Annotated in this window: 18 protein-coding genes; 11 read left to right on the forward strand and 7 right to left on the reverse strand. The window is 54.1% G+C overall.

Going from position 1 to position 18,709, the window contains the following annotated elements; genetic code table 11:
* Positions 1-31: 31 nt before the first annotated feature.
* From SQ11_RS02960 to SQ11_RS02970, 3 genes are read right to left on the reverse strand one after another with little or no spacing between them, the layout of a single operon-like run.
* Positions 32-3,130, reverse strand: a complete 3,099-nt coding sequence (locus SQ11_RS02960; RefSeq protein ID WP_041512650.1) for an efflux RND transporter permease subunit — start codon at positions 3,128-3,130, stop codon at positions 32-34.
* Between the two features lie 23 nt (positions 3,131-3,153).
* The gene (locus tag SQ11_RS02965) at positions 3,154-4,329 is read right to left on the reverse strand and encodes an efflux RND transporter periplasmic adaptor subunit (protein ID WP_232297869.1); all 1,176 of its coding nucleotides are present in this window, start codon (positions 4,327-4,329) and stop codon (positions 3,154-3,156) included.
* A 17-nt stretch (positions 4,330-4,346) separates the two neighbouring features.
* A complete protein-coding gene (locus SQ11_RS02970) occupies positions 4,347-5,033 on the reverse strand; it encodes an ABC transporter ATP-binding protein (protein ID WP_041512652.1) in 687 nt (228 codons plus the stop codon).
* Between SQ11_RS02970 and SQ11_RS02975 the strand changes: the two genes are divergently transcribed.
* Positions 5,032-5,703 (forward strand): arylesterase, encoded by a 672-nt coding sequence (locus SQ11_RS02975; protein ID WP_041512653.1) that lies wholly within the window; start codon positions 5,032-5,034, stop codon positions 5,701-5,703. The genes SQ11_RS02970 and SQ11_RS02975 overlap by 2 nt on opposite strands.
* A gap of 17 nt (positions 5,704-5,720) precedes the next feature.
* Positions 5,721-6,230: a universal stress protein gene (locus tag SQ11_RS02980; protein WP_041512654.1), complete on the forward strand. Its 510-nt coding sequence runs from the start codon at positions 5,721-5,723 to the stop codon at positions 6,228-6,230.
* Positions 6,231-6,373: 143 nt separating this feature from the next.
* On the opposite strand, the gene SQ11_RS02985 is transcribed toward SQ11_RS02980, so the two are convergent.
* A complete protein-coding gene (locus SQ11_RS02985) occupies positions 6,374-7,180 on the reverse strand; it encodes an outer membrane protein assembly factor BamD (protein WP_041512655.1) in 807 nt (268 codons plus the stop codon).
* A gap of 79 nt (positions 7,181-7,259) precedes the next feature.
* On the opposite strand from SQ11_RS02985, the gene rluD reads away from it, so the two are divergent.
* The 9 genes from rluD (at position 7,260) to SQ11_RS03030 (ending at position 16,196) form a co-directional block, all read left to right on the forward strand.
* Positions 7,260-8,219: a 23S rRNA pseudouridine(1911/1915/1917) synthase RluD gene (gene rluD, locus SQ11_RS02990; protein ID WP_269746026.1), complete on the forward strand. Its 960-nt coding sequence runs from the start codon at positions 7,260-7,262 to the stop codon at positions 8,217-8,219.
* Positions 8,216-8,965 (forward strand): peptidoglycan editing factor PgeF, encoded by a 750-nt coding sequence (pgeF, locus tag SQ11_RS02995; protein ID WP_041512657.1) that lies wholly within the window; start codon positions 8,216-8,218, stop codon positions 8,963-8,965. Before rluD ends, pgeF begins: the two co-directional genes overlap by 4 nt.
* Positions 8,966-9,062: 97 nt before the next feature.
* Positions 9,063-9,869 (forward strand): ZIP family metal transporter, encoded by an 807-nt coding sequence (locus tag SQ11_RS03000; protein ID WP_041512658.1) that lies wholly within the window; start codon positions 9,063-9,065, stop codon positions 9,867-9,869.
* Between the two features lie 111 nt (positions 9,870-9,980).
* Complete coding sequence (gene rimO, locus SQ11_RS03005; RefSeq protein WP_041512659.1) at positions 9,981-11,336, forward strand: 30S ribosomal protein S12 methylthiotransferase RimO; 1,356 nt, start codon at positions 9,981-9,983, stop codon at positions 11,334-11,336.
* Positions 11,337-11,434: 98 nt separating this feature from the next.
* Positions 11,435-11,914, forward strand: coding sequence for a hypothetical protein (locus SQ11_RS03010; protein WP_052493949.1), 480 nt, complete (start codon positions 11,435-11,437; stop codon positions 11,912-11,914).
* 755 nt (positions 11,915-12,669) lie between these two features.
* On the forward strand, positions 12,670-13,803 hold the full coding sequence (locus SQ11_RS03015) for an ABC transporter permease (RefSeq protein ID WP_084226717.1): 1,134 nt from the start codon (positions 12,670-12,672) through the stop codon (positions 13,801-13,803).
* Between the two features lie 9 nt (positions 13,804-13,812).
* A complete protein-coding gene (locus SQ11_RS03020; protein ID WP_041512660.1) occupies positions 13,813-14,616 on the forward strand; it encodes an ABC transporter ATP-binding protein in 804 nt (267 codons plus the stop codon).
* A 9-nt stretch (positions 14,617-14,625) separates the two neighbouring features.
* The gene (locus tag SQ11_RS03025) at positions 14,626-15,546 is read left to right on the forward strand and encodes an MlaD family protein (protein WP_041512661.1); all 921 of its coding nucleotides are present in this window, start codon (positions 14,626-14,628) and stop codon (positions 15,544-15,546) included.
* On the forward strand, positions 15,543-16,196 hold the full coding sequence (locus tag SQ11_RS03030; RefSeq protein ID WP_041512662.1) for an ABC-type transport auxiliary lipoprotein family protein: 654 nt from the start codon (positions 15,543-15,545) through the stop codon (positions 16,194-16,196). The genes SQ11_RS03025 and SQ11_RS03030 overlap by 4 nt, the downstream gene beginning before the upstream one ends.
* Positions 16,197-16,210: 14 nt before the next feature.
* Here the strand turns inward: SQ11_RS03030 and SQ11_RS03035 are convergent, their stop codons facing one another.
* From SQ11_RS03035 to lipB, 3 genes are all read right to left on the reverse strand, one after another.
* The gene (locus SQ11_RS03035; protein ID WP_041512663.1) at positions 16,211-16,891 is read right to left on the reverse strand and encodes a DUF4197 domain-containing protein; all 681 of its coding nucleotides are present in this window, start codon (positions 16,889-16,891) and stop codon (positions 16,211-16,213) included.
* Positions 16,892-16,955: 64 nt separating this feature from the next.
* Complete coding sequence (gene lipA / locus SQ11_RS03040) at positions 16,956-17,900, reverse strand: lipoyl synthase (RefSeq protein WP_041512664.1); 945 nt, start codon at positions 17,898-17,900, stop codon at positions 16,956-16,958.
* 116 nt (positions 17,901-18,016) lie between these two features.
* Entirely contained in the window at positions 18,017-18,655 is a 639-nt protein-coding gene (gene lipB / locus SQ11_RS03045; protein WP_269746027.1) for a lipoyl(octanoyl) transferase LipB, read from the reverse strand.
* Between the last annotated feature and the right edge of the window lie 54 nt (positions 18,656-18,709).

Here is an 18,709-nt window from a genome sequence, read left to right on the forward strand (position 1 = left end):
TGCAGGTTTCGCTATCGGCGCACAAATTATCTTACGGCAATTCCTGCCGCTGCCAGGATTCCCGATCCGTTTCAAATTTGAGCGGTCCGTTGCCGGAAAAGCGATCCAGATAAAGATAGATCACTGGCGTAATGAACAGCGTGATGATCTGCGAGAACAACAGCCCCCCGACCACGGCGAGACCCAGCGGCTGGCGCAACTCGGCGCCCGCACCCAATCCAAGCGCAATGGGCAGCGCCCCCATCAGGGCCGCCAGCGTGGTCATCATGATAGGGCGAAAACGCAGCAGGCAGGCGGTTCGGATCGCTTCACGCTGCGACATGCCAGCATTGCGCTGCGCGTCGAGCGCGAAGTCGATCATCATGATGGCATTCTTCTTGACGATACCGATCAGCATCAGGATGCCGATCATGGCGATAATGGATAACTCCAGATTGAATAACCACAACATCGCCAACGCGCCTACCGCCGCCGAAGGCAACCCGGAAAGGATGGTGAGAGGATGGATATAGCTCTCATACAGCACGCCAAGCAGCACATAGATTACCAGCAGCGCGGCAACGATCAATATCACCTGGCTCGCTTGCGAAGACTGGAACGCTGCAGCGTCACCTGCATAGCTGGTCAAAACACTTTCCGGAAGATTCAACTCGCGCTTGAATTGGTCGATACGGGCCGAAGCATCCCCCAGCGCCGCACCGGGAGCAAGGTTGAACGAGAGGGTCAAGGCTTCCAGTTGCCCCGCATGATTGATCGCGACCGGCCCCACCTCGCGTTTGACCGATGCCACGCTCGAGAGCGGGACCAGCACTCCATTCTTGGCACGCAAATGGATTTTATTGAAAGCGCTTTCATCAATACGATCTTCGGCGGCAACCTGCAGAATAACCTGATATTTGTCGGTTGAAGTATAAATTGTGGATACCTGGCGCTCGCCGAAGGCGCTATAAAGCGCGGAACGGATATCGGCCATTTGCACGCCCAGCAGGTTGACCTTATCGCGATCGATATCCAGCATCGCCTGCAACCCTTTCAGTTGAGAGTCGCTGGTAACATCGCGAAAAATGGCGTCTTCACGCATGCGTGACATGAGACTGTCCGCCGCCGCGCGCAGCTCGCCGGCACGCACGCTGCGCATGACATATTGATAGCGGCTCTTGCTGGTACGGCCGCCAAGCCTGAGATTTTGAATAGGGTTTATGAACACATTTACGCCGGGAATGGTACTTACGTCCCGGCGTAGGCTCTCGATAATCTTATCAAGGGGTGGGCGCTCGCTGCGTGGCTTGAGTGTCATGAATAGCCGGGCGCTATTGCTGTCGGTAGCGTTGACAATCAGTACATCGACCGCGGGATTGGCACGTATGACGCGGTCGGTTTGCAGCAGCAGCTCGGTCATGGCCGGGAACGAAATATCTTCCACAGCCTCTACCGTAATCAGGGCTTGACCAATATCCTCGGTCGGAAAAAAACCTTTGGGCACGACCACGAACAATAGCGCCGTGGCAAGGAACGTTCCGAAAGCGATACCCAGCACGATACGATGATGATGGAGCCCTAAATCGAGTATGCGCTCATAGAGCTTCAGTAGCTTAGCAAATCCGCGCTCGAACCATTCCGTCCATTTCAGGCTGCGCGCTTCGCTTTCGTGCCCGGCAACATAGCGGCTAGTCATCACCGGAACCAATGTAAGCGATACAACAGCCGACATCAGGACGGCGATCCCCACGACGGCGGCAAATTCATGAAAAAGCAATCCGATCACGCCGGGCATGAAAAAAATTGGAATGAAAACGGCAACCAGGGAGAGGGAAATTGAGATGATGGTGAAACTTACTTCCCGGGATCCCTGCAAGGCGGCTTGCAGCGGCGGCATACCCTTCTCGATGTGGCGTACGATGTTCTCGAGCATCACGATGGCATCGTCCACCACCAACCCGACCGCGAGCGTGATGGCGAGCAATGAAATATTGTCCAGGCTGTAATCGAAGATCCGCATCAGCGCCACTGTTCCCAACAGCGAAATCGGTAATGACAGTGCCGGAATCAAGGTAGCAGAAGCCTTGCGGAGGAACAGGAAAATCACAAGCAAGACGAGGACGATGGTTATTCCCAGCGTAACCTGCACATCATGGATGGATTCTCGAATTGAAACCGAACGATCACTGGTCAGCTTGAGCTGAACAGATGACGGCATCTGTGCTATCAATTCCGGAATGACCTTCTTGATAGCATCGACCGTGGCCACGGTATTTGCGCCTGGCTGGCGTTGCACGGAAAGCGTGATCGCGCGTTCGCCGTTAAGCCAGCTTGCGGTTTTGACGGATTCCACGCTGTTTTCAACCTCCGCCACCTCAGAGAGTCGTACCGGATTGCCGCTGGGAGAGGTCGCGATAATCAGTTTCGCAAATTCGGCGGCATCACTGAGCTGGCGATTGGCCTGGATGGTCAGGCTTTGGCGTGGGCCTTCGAGCGTGCCAATCGGCGAATTCGCATTGGCGGTGCGCAGCGCATCCGCAACATCATCCAGCGTCAAGTTACGCACCGCAAGTGCTTCCGCGCTCACATGCACACGGACGGCATATTTTTTCTGGCCATTGATCTGGACCTGTGCCACGCCGGTTATCGTCGACAACGTCGGAGAAATGAGATCTTCGGCGAAGCTGTTCAAATCCGACAGCGACATCGAGGGTGACGTCAAGGCGAGATGAATAATGGGAGCGTCAGCGGGGTTGATCTTGCGGTAGGATGGGGGTACCGTCATTTCGATGGGCAACGAGCGCTGGGCGCGCAGCAACGCCGCCTGCACATCGATGGAAGCGCTGTCGATATCCCGATCCTGGTCAAATTCCAGTGTAATCGTGGTATTGCCCAGCGTGCTGGTCGAACTGATGACCGAAAGACCGGAAATAGTGGAGAATTGGCGCTCAAGCTGGGTGGCCACCGATGAAGCCATCGTCTCGGGACTTGCACCCGGAAGCGCCGCAGTTACCGTAATGGTGGGCGAGTCGTAACTTGGCAGCGCGGCGATCGGTAAGCCACCGTAGGCAATGATCCCCGCGATAATGGCGGAGGCCGATAGCAGCACCGTCATTACTGGCCGGCGGATACACAATTCGGAGAGATTCATCGCCGATCCGCTGATTCGCTCATCTAGCCGCCAACTCCAGCCTCGCCGCTCCTAGGCTTGACCTCCGCGACGCCGCTGCCCGGCCTGAGATTCTGCGCGCCCTCGACAACAACCCGCATACCCGGCGCGACGCCTTCTCCCTCTATAACGGCAAACCCGTCCTGAATCCAGCGTACCTCGACGGTGAGAGGATTCGCTTGACCATTCTCCCCAATTACATAAACGAACTTCCGCTCCGGACCATTCTGCACTGCCTGCACCGGTACCATGAGCGCGCCTGCCAGCATACGGGGTGCAAGCGTCACGGTGACGAACATGCCCGGCCAGAGATGCCTATCCGCATTGGGAAATTCCGCTTTGAGACCAATTGTGCCGCTTGCCGTGTCTACCGCATTATCAACAAAAACCAGCTTCCCTTTGCGGGTTTGTTTTCCGGCCGCATCCAGCAGCACATTGACAGCCACTTCACCTTCGGCCAGCGCTTGCTGCAAAGGGACAAATTCGCGCTCCGGCAAGGTAAAGCTGACATTGATCGGATCGATCTGCGTGATACTTACCAAGGCATCATTCGGCTGCACCAGGCTGCCCTGGTACACCGGGATGGCACCCGTGCGCCCGGCAATGGGCGCGGTGATTTCGCTGAACCCGCGAGCGACGCGATTGGCCTGTACCGTCGCCTGATCCACCAAAAGCTGGGCGCTGAGGCCCTCCACCTGATTCTCAGCCACCTCAAGCGCTGCCTGTGAAATAAAGTTTTGCCGAAACAATTCGCGCTGGCGCTCAAGGTTACGCTCGGCATTCCTCAGATCAGCCCGGGATTTGGCCAGTTGCCCCTCCGTCCTGCTGAGATTGGCATCTTCGGTACGCGCATCAAGCGTGAATAACTTCTCGCCTTTTTGCACAAATTGCCCTTCCTTGATGTGCACGGATCTAATCATGGCGCTGAGCTGCGGCCTTACCGCTACCGTCTGCTGCGCAGACACCGTGCCATTTGCCGTGAGTCTGACTGCCACATCGCTTCGGGTAACCAAAGCGGTGACGACATGAATTGCCCTGTCGCCTCTATCCCCTCTGCTCCTCGCATCCGCCACCCCACTTTGGTGGCGCCAGACCCAGGTGGCTGTAATCAGCACAACGAACAGAATACCCGCCATCGTGACCCACGTACGCCGCCTGGTACCCGGTTCTGTTTGGGACATGCCTTCCGTTAAGCCAGTCAATTTACAACCTTCCCCCCCGCCAGCCGTATCCGCCATGCGCAGCGGCTGGAGATTGCCTCGTCATGCGTGACCAGGACCAATGTCGTTCCCCGCTCGCGGTTCAGCTCAAACATGAGTTCTATGATTTGCGCGCCTGTGGCGGAATCCAGATTGCCGGTGGGTTCATCGGCGAGCAACAATTGCGGTTGCGTGACAAATGCGCGCGCAATGGCGACGCGCTGTTGCTCGCCCCCGGATAATTGCTTGGGATAATGCTTCAGGCGCTCCCCCAGTCCGACCCGTTCAAGCAACTCCAGTGCGGCACTGCTGGCATTGTTTGCACCGGCGAGTTCCAGCGGTAACATTACGTTCTCAACCGCGGTCAACGCAGGCAACAATTGGAATGACTGAAATACGAAACCCAATATGCGTCCGCGCAATGCTGCCCGCGCATCTTCGTCCAATAAAAAAATATCTTCCCCGTCAAGATGAACCTTGCCGCTCGTGGGAGTATCTAATCCTGCCAGCAGTCCCAGCAATGTCGACTTACCCGAACCCGATGCACCCACCACGGCAACGGAATCGCCCGCATTTACTTTAAGGTTAATGTCCTCCAGAATGGTAAGCTGTTCGTCGCCAGTGCTGACTCGTTTGGTCAAGGCTATTGCTTGCACAATAGACTTTTCAACAAGGTTATCTGTCATGAAATATTTCCTGATTATCCTCTATACACTATTCACTTTTATCTCCGCCAACTCTGGCGCCACAGCCGTGCCCGGCGCCGCAGCCACACCCGCAACCACTACTATTATGGTATTCGGCGACAGCTTGTCCGCTGGCTATGGCTTGCCGCAGGAGGCTGGATGGGTCAGTCTGCTGAAGAAGCGGCTCCAAACGCAATCGCAGATTCACCTGATCAACAACAGCATCAGCGGTGAAACCGCGATGGGCGGACGCAATCGCATTGAACAGGCGCTCAAAACCCATCGCCCGGACATCGTCATTCTCGAACTCGGCGGCAATGACGGGTTGCGCGGCGCATCCATCGAATCTATTCGTGATAACCTCGAAGCCATTATTGAAGCCTGCCAGCGAAATAACGCAACGGTGCTGTTGGCGGGGATGCAACTGCCGCCCAATTATGGCATAGCATACACGCAAAAGTTTCAGGATATTTATGCACAACTGGCAAAACGCCATCAGCTCAAACTGGTACCCTTCCTGTTGGATGGTTTTGGCGACAAGCGTGAATTCTTTCAGGCGGATGGAATACATCCGAATGGGCACGCACAACAAAAAATCGTGGAGAATGTATGGAAAGTATTACGCACGATGTTTAAATCACAGCCGACCATTGCTGATGGACGCCCCTGAAACTTTATATTGACCCAATGGATAGCTATCAGCATATTCTACTGGCGGTGGATCTTCCGACCCCTGGCGATCATGTCATCCAGAAAGCAAGGCACTTGGCAAATGTTTTTCATGCAAAACTGAGCATTATTCATGTATTGGATAATATTCCGATGCCGGATACCGCCTATGGCACAATTATTCCGCTGTACCACGATTCCTCATATGAACTGCTGGAAGCGGAAAAATCCAGGTTGATGCAGATCGGTGACCAGTTGAATGTCGACCGAGCCTGTCGCTGGATGGTCTGGGGGGTACCCGGGCAGGAAATCGTGCGAATTGCGGCGCAGGAACACGTCGATTTAATTATTGTCGGCTCGCATGGACGCCACGGCCTCGCTTTATTGCTGGGATCAACGGCAAACAGTGTCCTGCATCATGCCACTTGCGATGTTATGGCAATCCGCTTGCAGGATGAAACCGCGCACAAGCAATCCATCGGGAAAGGCAGCGGGCACTCCATCACGTTGAATCCGAAAACTGTCTAGCAACCTGTCAGATTTGCGGAGTTGAAGCGAAACAGCAACTGGGCGAAGACAGATTTGAAGGCCAATAGTTATTGGCCGAAGACAGCGAAATATGGCTCGGTCAGATGATTTTGCAGCCGATCCTCCGACAGGCCGGGCCCACGCTACCAGAATTTCCACCAGGAATCGCCGCTCGCTGCGGTCGAATCCGGGAAAAATCGGCTGTTAGGGAAATTTTTTGTCATGACACGCGCCGCATCATCACGCAAGTCGGCCATGCCCAGCGCATCGTAGGCCTTTATCATGATGAATATCGCTTCTTCCGTGGCCGGAGTCTGTGGGTATTCCTTGAGGGTAAATTGCGCACGATTGAGGGCTGCAACATAGCCGCCTCGCCTCATGTAATAACGCGCCACCTGCACTTCGTTTAGCGCCACCACGTTATACAGGTGCTTCATGCGTTGTACCGCATCGGGCGTATATTTGCTATCGGGAAAACGGGTCACCAGCTCCCTGAAATTCTCAAACGACTCACGTGAGGCCTTTGGATCGCGCTCGCTCATATCCTGGTTGAGAATCTTTTCCGATACGATACCCATCAGGCCCAGGTCATCATTAAAATTCGCTAGTCCCTTGAGATAGTATGCATAATCCACATTCGCATGATTCGGGTGCAGCTTGATGAAGCGATCGGCGGCGGCGATAGCGGTGGCCTGTTCCCCGTCTTTGTAATGGGCATAACCAATTTCAAGCTGCGCCTGCTGTGCGTAGCGTCCATAAGGATAACGGGCTTCCAGCTGCTCGAACAGTTTAATGGCGGCCGAGTAATTTCCGCTGGACATCTCCGATTTCGCCTCGGAATAGAACTTGCTGGCAGACCAGTTCTTGGAATCCTCCGGGCTGTTTTGCTTCGGCAACAGACCACACGCTGATAGCAGCAACACCAGAAATAAAGCTACACTACGCGACATGGCAAACTCACCTGAAAATAGGGACGAATATAACCATTATAGCGCAAAGCCCATATCGTCTGAATCGGCTGAAAGAGCCATTAAATTGACCATCCCCCCGGATTACGCGGGAATGCGGCTGGACCAGGCGCTGGCGCGCCTGCTGCCCGATTGGTCCCGTAGCCGGCTACAGGCATGGATATTGGAGAAACGCATTAGCGTGGATGAGGGGGGAGCCATTCCCAAGCAAAAATTGTGGGGTGGAGAGAAGATACAGATCCAACAGCCCATAAGTGATCGCATCGAAGCCGCTTATGCCGCTGAAGCCATCGCGCTTGATATTGTTTACGAAGATGATGTGCTCATGGTTGTCAACAAACCGGCAGGATTGGTTGTACACCCCGGCAGTGGGAACTGGCGGGGCACCCTGCTGAACGCGCTCCTTCACCATGCGGCGCAACTGAGCGCCATACCACGCGCGGGCATCGTTCATCGGCTCGACAAAGAAACCAGCGGCCTGCTGGTAGTGGCAAAAACCCTGACAGCGCAAACCAGTTTGGTGCGGCAACTGCAAGAACGTAGCGTGAAGCGTGATTATCTGGCGCTGGTACTGGGACATGTTTCCGTCGAGGGATGGATCGACGCGCCGGTGGGGCGTCACCCGGTACAACGTACGAAAATGGCGGTAACCATGAGCGGCAAGGAGGCGCGCACCCACTATCGCGTGATGGAAAAATTCGATGGGTGCACCCTGCTTCAGTGCAGTCTTGAAACGGGCCGGACTCATCAGATCCGTGTACATATGCACTCCATCGGTCACCCGCTGGTGGGCGATCCGGTTTATGGCGGCAAACCGAAGAAGGTCGCAGGGGAAACAGGACAGCTGATTGCCGGTTTTTCGAGACAAGCGCTGCATGCGCAAAGGCTGGAATTATCCCACCCGCAGCATGGCAAGAAGATGACGTGGGAGGCGGTCGTGCCCGAGGATATGAATAATCTCTTGCTGGTGCTGCGGCAACATAGGGAACAGAGTTCCTCGCCCGCCAACTCGCTGGTATGAATGATTGGATTACGCCCGGCTGGCCTGCACCCGGCAATGTCAAGGCACTGTTTACCACGCGGAATGGCGGCACCAGCAGCGGACCATATGCCAGCTTCAACCTGGGAGACCATGTTGGCGATGACCCAAAAATCGTCGAACAAAACCGCGCGCTGCTGCGCCGAATTCTACCGGCCGAGCCCCGGTGGCTAAAACAGGTGCACGGCACGACACCTGTCAGAATCGACCAATATGATTGTTCAGCCCCATGTGACGGCGACGCCGCATTCAGCCGGTGTGCCGGCAACGTCTGCGCGGTACTTGTCGCCGATTGCCTGCCCATACTATTTTGCGACCACGCGGGCACCGTGGCCGGCGTGATTCATGCGGGCTGGAGAGGCATGGCTGGCGGCGTTATAGAACGCACGCTATCGCGGATAAGCCCGACAGGGGGAATAGACATCCGGATCATGGCATGGCTCGGACCGGCAATCGGCCCCAGCCATTTTGAGGTCGGCGAGGAAGTGCGTCAGGCATTTATCGAACACGACAAGATATCTGCTATTGCTTTCCTGCCACACCGCGCCCACGGCGGAAAATGGCTCGCCGATCTTTTTCTGCTGGCACGGCAGCGATTGGCGGAAGCGGGGGTTACTGAAGTTTACGGCGGAGGCGAATGTACCTTTAGTGATCCGGAAAGATTTTTTTCCTATCGCCGGGACGGGAATACCGGACGAATGGCGGGATTGATCTGGCTGGACAGATGACATATAAGTCAGCAAAGCTCTGCCAACATCGTTCCTTTGCCTCGGTTTTGCATCCTGCAAAAGCGTATAATTCCGCATTTCCTAAAAATCGGCGCTAATGTCTATTCTCACTTGGATCATTGCCACCACTTTGTTTGGCGGCATATTAAGCGTCTTGTTCGCCGCCGCGCTAACGCTCAACACCCGCGCCTCGTGGGTACAAATACTGGTTTCATATGCGATTGGGGCGCTGCTGGGAGCCGCATTCCTCAACGCATTGCCGGAAGCCCTCGAGATCTCAAAAGATCCCGCCCAAATGACCGCCACCGTGCTGTTTGGCATTCTGTTATTTTTCATTCTGGAGAAACTGGTGCTGTGGCGCCACTGCCACCTGGAAGAATGCGAGGTCCACGACCCACTGCATGGTAATGCCGACGTGGTGGCCGCACCGGCGAACGATCACGATCATGGCCGCAGCGGCATGTTGATCATGCTGGGCGATACGTTTCATAATTTCGTCGATGGCATACTCATCGCGGCCGCATTCATGGCGGACATACAACTGGGTATCGTTACCGCCATCGCGATTATTGCGCATGAAATTCCGCAGGAGGCCGGGGATTTTCTGATTCTGCTCAATTCTGGCTATACCCGGCGGCAAGCGCTGCTCTTTAACCTGTTATCCAGCTTTGCCACGCTGACCGGCGCCATGCTGACCTACTTCATGCTGCAAGACATGAATCATCTTCTCCCTTCGCTGCTGGGATTGGCTGCGGCCAGCATGATCTATGTGGCAATGTCCGATTTGATTCCCGGCCTGCACAAACGCCCCGAAATCGATGCCACCATACAACAAGTTGCACTTATCACCCTCGGCATCAGTTCCATCTGGCTGGCCGGCAACCTTTTCTCCCATCATGCCTGAACCATCGAACCACCAGCTCCATCTCCCGCTTGAATCGATCGAAGGTTTCATACGCTGAACGGCCTTCGTTCCGATACTTTATTTATCCCATAGCAAATACTTTAAGTACCCATGCCCTCTCTCAAATCCTTATCTCCCAAAATCGGGTTTGTCTCGCTCGGTTGCCCCAAAGCGCTGGTGGATTCCGAGCAGATTCTCACCCAGTTGCGTGCCGAAGGCTACGACATCTCCTCCACCTACCAGGATGCGGACTTGGTAGTTATTAACACCTGCGGCTTCATCGACAGCGCAGTGGAAGAATCCCTCGATGCCATTGGCGAAGCACTGGCGGAGAATGGCAAGGTCATCGTCACGGGGTGTCTCGGCGCCAAAGGCGGTGGCGAGGTGGTCAAACAAGCGCATCCACAGGTGCTGGCGGTCACCGGTCCGCATGCCTTGCCGGAGGTCATGGCGGCGGTACACATGCATCTGCCGCAACCACACGATCCCTATACCAGTCTGATCCCTCCTCAGGGAATACGCCTCACACCCAGGCATTATGCCTATGTCAAGATCTCCGAAGGCTGCAATCATCGTTGCACTTTCTGCATCATCCCCTCCATGCGTGGCGACCTGGTCAGTCGCCCCGTTAATCAAGTCATGCAGGAGGCGGAAAATCTGGTTAACGCCGGTGTCAAGGAACTGCTTATCATTTCTCAGGACACCAGCGCTTATGGCGTCGATGTGAAATATCGCACCGGCTTCTGGCAAGGCAGGCCGCTCAAAACCCGTATGACCGAGCTGGTGCGCGCCTTGGGCGAATTCGGCGTGTGGGTGCGATTACACTATGTTTATCCATATCCACACGTGGATGAAGTGATTCCACTGATGGCCGAAGGAAAAATCCTGCCTTATCTCGACGTGCCATTTCAGCATGCCAGCCCGCGCATCCTGAAAGCGATGAAACGCCCGGCCAGTTCGGAAAACAATCTGGCGCGCATCAAGAAATGGCGGGAGGTTTGTCCCGATATAACGCTGCGCAGCACTTTCATTGTTGGTTTTCCCGGAGAGACGGAAGCGGAGTTTGAAGCGCTTCTGGAATTCCTGCGGGAAGCGCAACTGGATCGCGTCGGCTGCTTCGCCTATTCGCCGGTGGAGGGTGCCGCTGCAAATACGCTTCCCGATCACATCCCCGAAGAGATCAAGGAGGAGCGCCGTGCCCGCTTCATGGCGGTGCAGGAAGAAATCAGTACCGCGCGACTCACCCGGAAAATCGGTAAGTGTATGACTGTGCTGGTGGATGAAATTCAGAATAATAAGGCTATCGCTCGCAGCAGCGCCGACGCGCCCGACATCGATGGTATGGTTTACATCGATAGCGCAAAATCAATAAAACCCGGCGAATTTGTCGAGGTCCAAATCACTGGCTCCGATGCGCACGATTTGTGGGCAAGGGCACTAGCCACAGAACCCAGTACTGTCGCTTGATTGATCCAGCCGAGCATGCCTGCGCCACTCGATCAGGTGGCGAATAAGCCTACGGCTATGCAGTGTCCACTTTAAAAAAACTTGAAACAGGAGCTTAGATGAAAACAATCCTTGCTATCGCCCTGACCTTTATCGCCATCACGACAACAGTGGCGGCGAATGAAATCGATAAACGTCAAATCCTGAACATTAACGAAATGCAGCGGGATCATGTGCTGACTGAAATGCGGGCCCTGCTAACCGGAACGCAGAATATTCTGGATGCGCTGTTAAGGGAAGATATGGCGGCGGTAGCACGTTATGCAGGGTCGCTGGGCATGGGCATGGTCCACAAGGCGGAAGATCATCTCAAGGCGATACTGCCGAAAGAGTTCATGCAGCTTGGCATGTCGGTACATAAGGATTTCGACCAGATCGCCATTGACGCGGAATCCCTGAAAGATCCCAAGCACACGCTACGGCAATTGAGCGACTCCATGAAAAAGTGCAATACCTGTCATGCCGGTTATCAGATTCGCGTCAAGGAGCCAACCGCTCAACCGGAGATGCATCCTTCCCATACTCATCATCAGCATTAGGCGGTACAAAACGTCAGCGGTATTTGACGCAGCAAAGAAGGCTAAAACGGCTGCCGGTGAGTTTATGCGGGTAAAAAATAATCAGGGTCAGGGTAACATTTCATGTTTGGAAAATTACCCCGATCCTGATTTTGCTATTGTTATTATTATTCTTCCTGCATTATTATTATTGTTGCCCCTTCCATACTCCCTGTTTCTTTTCCCTGAGTCCAAAAAAATCGGATCGGGGTTACCGCTCCCTACAATCCCCTTAGTAAGTCGCGTTGAAGCTTTTTATAATTACCCTACTAGCTTATAAGCAAATCTTATGCCAGTTATTAATAATTAATATATAACAGACACCTATCTATATACTTGGGAATAACAAAGACAAAGGATGTAAAAAGTTCCGACACTCGCGCGGGGCGGTATTAGCTGAGGTCCGGAATGAACGTTTTATGGAAAAAAGCTATAGTGGCGGTGAGATCAACTCATGCATAAGTTGCGGCGAATTGAATATGCTGAATTGGGTCAGGCACGGTGTGGCGCGGCGCTGATTCTTATCATCAGGTCTTGAGGTAGGCAATGCTTGACCCGAAAACCTTGAATGGGTTCTACTACGAAATACCTGGATGATGATTTGGCGCCGTTGGAACGCCCGGATCCTATTCGAGCGGATAAAGCGCCTTCACTAGAGGATCTGGCGGAAAGCGGGTGAAGTGAACTACAAAAACCCGATTGCCGTATTATGTATCGTTAATTTGACCGGACCAACCATGATGCCGGAAAATCAAGGCAATTCAACCGTATTGCAGCATGTAACCGGCGAGGATGGCATGCCCCGGTTGATGCTTGCCGGCAAATACACGCTGTCCGCTCTTGGGCAGCGGCTGCATACGCTGCCCGCCGAACTGGCTGCATATGCGGCCGATACCGAATTGCAGTGGGATCTGACCGGGATCGAGCAAATGGATGACGCCGGGGCAGTACTGCTATGGCGGGCATGGGGCTCGCACCGTCCTTCCCATTTGCTGTTGCGGCCGGAGCACGAGAGGTTATTCACCCGCATGAAGGAGGCCCCGGCTCCGCCCACCCCTATTCCCCCTGATTTTCTGTGGCCCATCACAAATCTGGGGAAAGCTGTCTTTTTGCTGTGGGAGCATTTGACCGGCCTCGTCTTACTGATTGGTCAGATACTGCTGGATGTAATATACCTGACAAGTCACCCGGCTCGTATTCCATGGCGTGAAATTTCAGCGAATCTGTACCGTACCGGCGCACAGGCGCTGGGTATCACCGCGCTGGTCGGATTTCTCATCGGGGTCGTACTGAGTTTTCTGTCCTCCCGTCAGCTGCAGACATTTGGTGCCGATATATTCATCATAAATATTCTGGGCGTCAGTATTATCCGTGAACTCGGCCCTATGCTTGCCGCGATATTGGTGGCCGGACGTTCCGGTTCCTCAATGACCGCGCAGCTGGGGGTGATGAGGGTAACCGAAGAGCTCGATGCGTTGACTGTAATGGGGATACCTCATAGTCTGCGGCTGATCTTGCCGAAAGTCATGGCACTCGGTATAGCGATGCCGCTAGTCGTGTTATGGACCAGCGCCGTCGCGCTGGTGGGAGGAATGGTTGTTGCCGAAATTCAGCTGGGACTGAGCCATCAGTTTTTTCTGAATAAGCTGCCGGACGTGGTACCGGTTGCCAATCTGTGGCTGGGGCTGGGCAAGGGCGTGGTATGCGGGATGGTGATCGCGTTGATTTCCTGCCATTTCGGCTTGAGAATCAAATCCAATACCGAGAGTCTGGGCGAGGGCACCACAAATTCGGTCGTGACCGCGATCACCGTCGTGATTATCATCGATGCGATTTTCGCCATTGTTTTTTCCAATGTGGGATTAAAGTAAGGGGATCTAATGACGAATGAAGCATGCGTTATCGAGATCGAAGGGTTGCATACCCGCTTCGGCAGCCACGTAGTGCACGAAGACATTAATCTTTGCATTCATCGCGGGGAAGTGCTCGCCCTGGTAGGAGGCTCCGGCAGCGGCAAGACCGCCTTGATGCGGCAGATGCTGGGTTTGGAGATGCCGGCCGAAGGCGTTGTTCGGGTTTGTGGCGAGCCCCTGCATGGCCATGACCGTGAAAAATTGCAATCCATGCGCAACCGCTGCGGAGTGTTGTTTCAAAAAGGCGCGTTATTCAGCGCCCTATCAGTCTATGACAATATCGCGCTGCCGATGCGCGAGTTGCGCACGCTGGACGAGGGCATGATACGTGATCTGGTCATGCTCAAACTTAAGATGGTGGATATCGAAACACGTCATGCGAGCAAGATGCCCGCAGAGCTTTCCGGCGGCATGATCAAACGCATCGCGCTGGCGCGAGCCATAGCCCTGGATCCGGAACTGCTGTTCCTGGATGAACCTACCGCCGGGCTGGATCCGGAATTGAGTGAAGGGTTTGTCGAGCTGATCCGGACAATGCGTACCGAGTTGACGCTTACAATTGTCATGGCGACGCATGATCTGGATACACTGGTGGCACTTTCCGATCGCGTGGCCGTCCTGGCGGACCAGCGCATCGTGGCGCTGGGTAGTCTGCGGGAGGTTGTGGGTACGGATCATCCCTTCATAAAAAACTTTTTCCGCGGCGAGCGTGGCCGGAAAGCGTTGGGATGCACCGGCGATGCGCTCGAAAGCACCAGCGACGTTTTATAGGGAGTTGTTATGGAAAACCGTGCCCATGCCCTTACGGCGGGTTTGTTTGTAATTTTTCTGAGTGCGGCTGTCGCGGCGGTTGCCATGTGGTTCAGCGGAGGTGCCGTCACGCGTGACAAGTATCTGCTGGTATCGGAATTCCCCGTTAACGGACTCAACCCGCAGGCGGTGGTGCGTTATCGTGGAGTGAGCGTCGGTAAAGTAGAGAATATCCGTCTGGATGCGGATAATCCGCATTTGATTTTAATCCGCATTGCCGTGGATCGAGACCTGGCACTGACCAAAAATGTATACGCGCAGCTTGGCTATCAGGGCTTGACAGGCCTTGCATTCGTGCAGTTGAACGACGACGGCAAGCAAGCTGAACGATTGGCAACTGACGCGGACAATCCCGCGCAGATTCCCTTTCGTCCCTCCGCGCTGGATAGTATAGCCGAGTCGGGGCAACGCCTGCTCAGCAATGCAAACGGATTGACGGAGCGTTTGAATCTGCTGCTTAGCGATCAGAACCAGGCGCGATTTTCACACATTCTGGAGAACACAGCGGGTCTAACAGGCCGTTTGCGCAGCACCGTCAGCCAACTGGAACCCGGACTCAAATCCTTGCCTGGTCTCGCAGCCGATGCGAGTTCGGTACTGAAGCATACCGATCAACTGATAATTGATCTTAACCAGATCACGACGAAAATTAACCAGCGGGATGGCCCAGTCGACAGCTTGTCTCATACAGCCGGAGAACTGACCGACACCATGCATAAACTGCGGGAAGCAACTGAAGGCATCACTCGTAATTCCCGCAGCATTGATCGCTTTCTTATGCAACTCGAAGAACAACCCCGAAGTTTACTGTTCGGCAAATCGCCACCGCCGCCGGGTCCGGGAGAAGATGGTTTTGTATCACCCCCATCACCTCAGGGAATTTCCAAATGAGAAAATTGCTAGTTCCAATTCTTGCAATGATATTGCTCGCTGGATGCGCAGCCCCCCGCACTCAGATACCCACGGCAATATATGATTTTGGCCTGGAGCGGCCATCCGCTGCATCCAGCGCCGCCGATCCGTCATCCAGCGGACCACGTCTATCGGCAAGCTTGTTGGTGGCGGCAACGTCCCCTGCTTGGCTGGATAACCCGGCAATCCAGTATCGTCTGCTATATCACGACCGCGCGCGATCATATACCTATGCAAGCAGCCGCTGGGCGGCGGCGCCAGCGACCTTGCTCACGCAGCGGATCAAGGATCGCATCGCCGGCGTCAATAATGACGGAGTGGTCGGCGCCAATGACGGTGTGCGGGCGGACTATGCATTGCGCCTCGAACTGGAAGAGTTCACGCAAGCATTCGATACGCCCCACCAAAGCCGCGCTGTAATCAAGTTGCGCGCCAGTCTCATCCAGCGCAGCACGCGTTCGTTGCTGGCACAGCGTAGCTTCGGTGTGGAGGAAGCAGCACCGGATGCCACCGCTGCGGGCGCCGTGCGCGCCCTGAGCGAAGCGAGCGACAAACTGATCGAAAATCTGATTAACTGGCTTGCGGAGAAATTACCGGATGAAACGAAAGAATCGTCGCAGAATCCTTAACCTTGATGGCTTCTTCATTTCAATGATCCAAATACTTTTTGCAGAACCTTGCTATCCTGACCCATTGGATCTTGACGAATGATGGCTTCCTCTTCCGCCATCATCAGATAGATGCCGTCCAGCGTTTTTTGTGCAACGTACCCCTCAATGTTTGCATATTTTTCCGCTACCACGCCAAACTTCCCGCCTTTCCGAACGAAATCATTATATTTCTTGGCCAGATCCACCTGGCTTGTTGCGTTTTTCACAATGGCCGGAAATTCTTGGGCAAGCTCCTCCGAAGTAGCGGTACGAAAGTACTGCGTGGCGGCATCGCCACCACTGGCAAGAATCTTCTTGGCGTTCTCTACAGGCATTTTTTCCACCGCATCCACCATCAGCGCCCTGGCATCAGCGGCCGTCACTTCCGCTACGCGATTCATGGTCACGATCAAACCGTCAGCGTGCTTACTTGCTCCTAAAGTGCGCATAACGCCTTCCACTTTTTGTAGCGCGCTGGGTAAGGAAATTTTAACTTTGGGGTTCTCAAGAAATCCGTTCGCAACACCCAGTCTGTCCACCGCCGCGTTAACACTCTGAGTAAGTGCTTGCTTCAGGCCCTCGACCGCCTCTTCATCGGATAGCGCGTCGATTCCCGCAGCAAAGGCAGGCATGGAAACCAGACACCAGACAAAGATAGCAGTAATGGTACGCATGGATGCAACTCCCGTTGAGCGCCTTGGTCGATTATCCTTGAGATCCTTATCCGTTTATGAATGACTATGCTATGCCCGCTTCGTGCGCCTGCTGATCGGCATGATAACTGGAGCGCACCATCGGACCACAGGCAGCGTTGCTATAACCCATTTCTATTGCCGCACGCTCGAATTCGTTGAACCCTTCCGGCGGTACGTAGCGCAATACGGGTAAATGACCGATGCTGGGCTGCAGGTATTGTCCAATTGTGAGCATCTCGACATCATGGCGGCGTAAATCACGCATCACCTCAAGAATTTCCTCATCGGTTTCCCCAAGACCCAGCATTAATCCGGATTTAGTGGGGATTTCCGGGAAATGCGCCTTGAAGTCTTTCAACAACTTGAGCGAATGCATGTAATCCGCGCCGGGGCGGCACTGCTTATAGAGTCGGGGTACCGTTTCAAGGTTATGATTCAAGACGTCAGGCGGGCAGGCGAATAATTTGTCCAATGCAACTTCCAGTCTGCCACGAAAATCCGGTACAAGAATTTCAATTTTTGTCCGCGGCGAATGGGCACGGACTTCACGGATGCAATCCACGAAATGCTGTGCGCCGCCGTCACGCAAATCATCGCGGTCAACACTGGTTATGACGACGTATTTCAGCTTCATCGCGGCAATGGATTGCGCGAGATGCAAAGGTTCCTCTGCATCCGGCGGCGAGGGTTTGCCATGCGCCACATCGCAGAAAGGACAACGGCGGGTGCAAAGATCGCCCAGAATCATGAAGGTAGCGGTGCCTTTACCAAAACACTCGCCGATATTGGGGCAGGAGGCCTCTTCGCAAACAGTATGCAGTTTCTGCTCCCGCAAAATTCGCTTGACCTCATGAAACCCCTGACTATTGGAAGAGCGCACACGAATCCATGATGGCTTACGCAATACCTCACTTTGAGATTGCGGCACAATTTTGATGGGGTTGCGGGCGGTTTTAGCCGCGCCTTTCTGGCGGGTTTCAATTGTCATGACAAAATGATCTCATTCCTCGATAAGGGGTATAGCCAAAAATCCGTATTTGCGAGTACCGTATCTTGCGAATTAGCTCTTTAACTTGGCGTTATCAAATATTTTTGTTGAATTCTTCAAATCCCCAGTCCTATTTGCAGCTTGCCGGCAAGTTTTTCGCTCAGTTTATCCAGTCCGGCGGCTACTCCGAGATCTTTGCTTTGCGTTACCTGCAAGCCTGCGTAACCGCAAGGATTAATTGCGGCGAACGGACTCAGATCCATGTCTACATTGAAAGCCAAGCCATGGTAACAATAGCCATTTTTTATTTTCAACCCCAATGCCGCGATCTTCGCGCCCTCCACATACACACCCGGCGCCTCCACGCAACCTTCTGCAACAATTCGATAATCCCATAGCAAGTCTACCACGGCCTCTTCCATTTTCCTGACCAAGCCGCGCACACCGAGCTTAAGGCGGCGCATGTCGAGCAAAAGATAGGCGACAATTTGACCGGGACCGTGGTACGTAATTTGTCCGCCACGATCTGTCCGAACGACAACAATGCCGTTGTTATACAGCAAATGTTCCGGCTTGCCTGCTATGCCTTGAGTATAAACCGGCGGATGCTGCAATAGCCAGATTTCATCCGGTGTATTCTCGGTGCGGGATGCCGTGAAATCTTTCATCGCTTGCCAGGTGGGAAGATAGTCCGCCAAGCCGAGATGCCTGACTTTAGCGCTTGAACCCAGAATCTGGGCCGGCCACTCATTTATTTGTTTAACGTTATGATTCACAGCCACCATATCCGGGAAGCCTATCCGTAAGTT

This window comes from Nitrosospira sp. NpAV, assembly GCF_000832065.1.
GTDB lineage: Bacteria > Pseudomonadota > Gammaproteobacteria > Burkholderiales > Nitrosomonadaceae > Nitrosospira.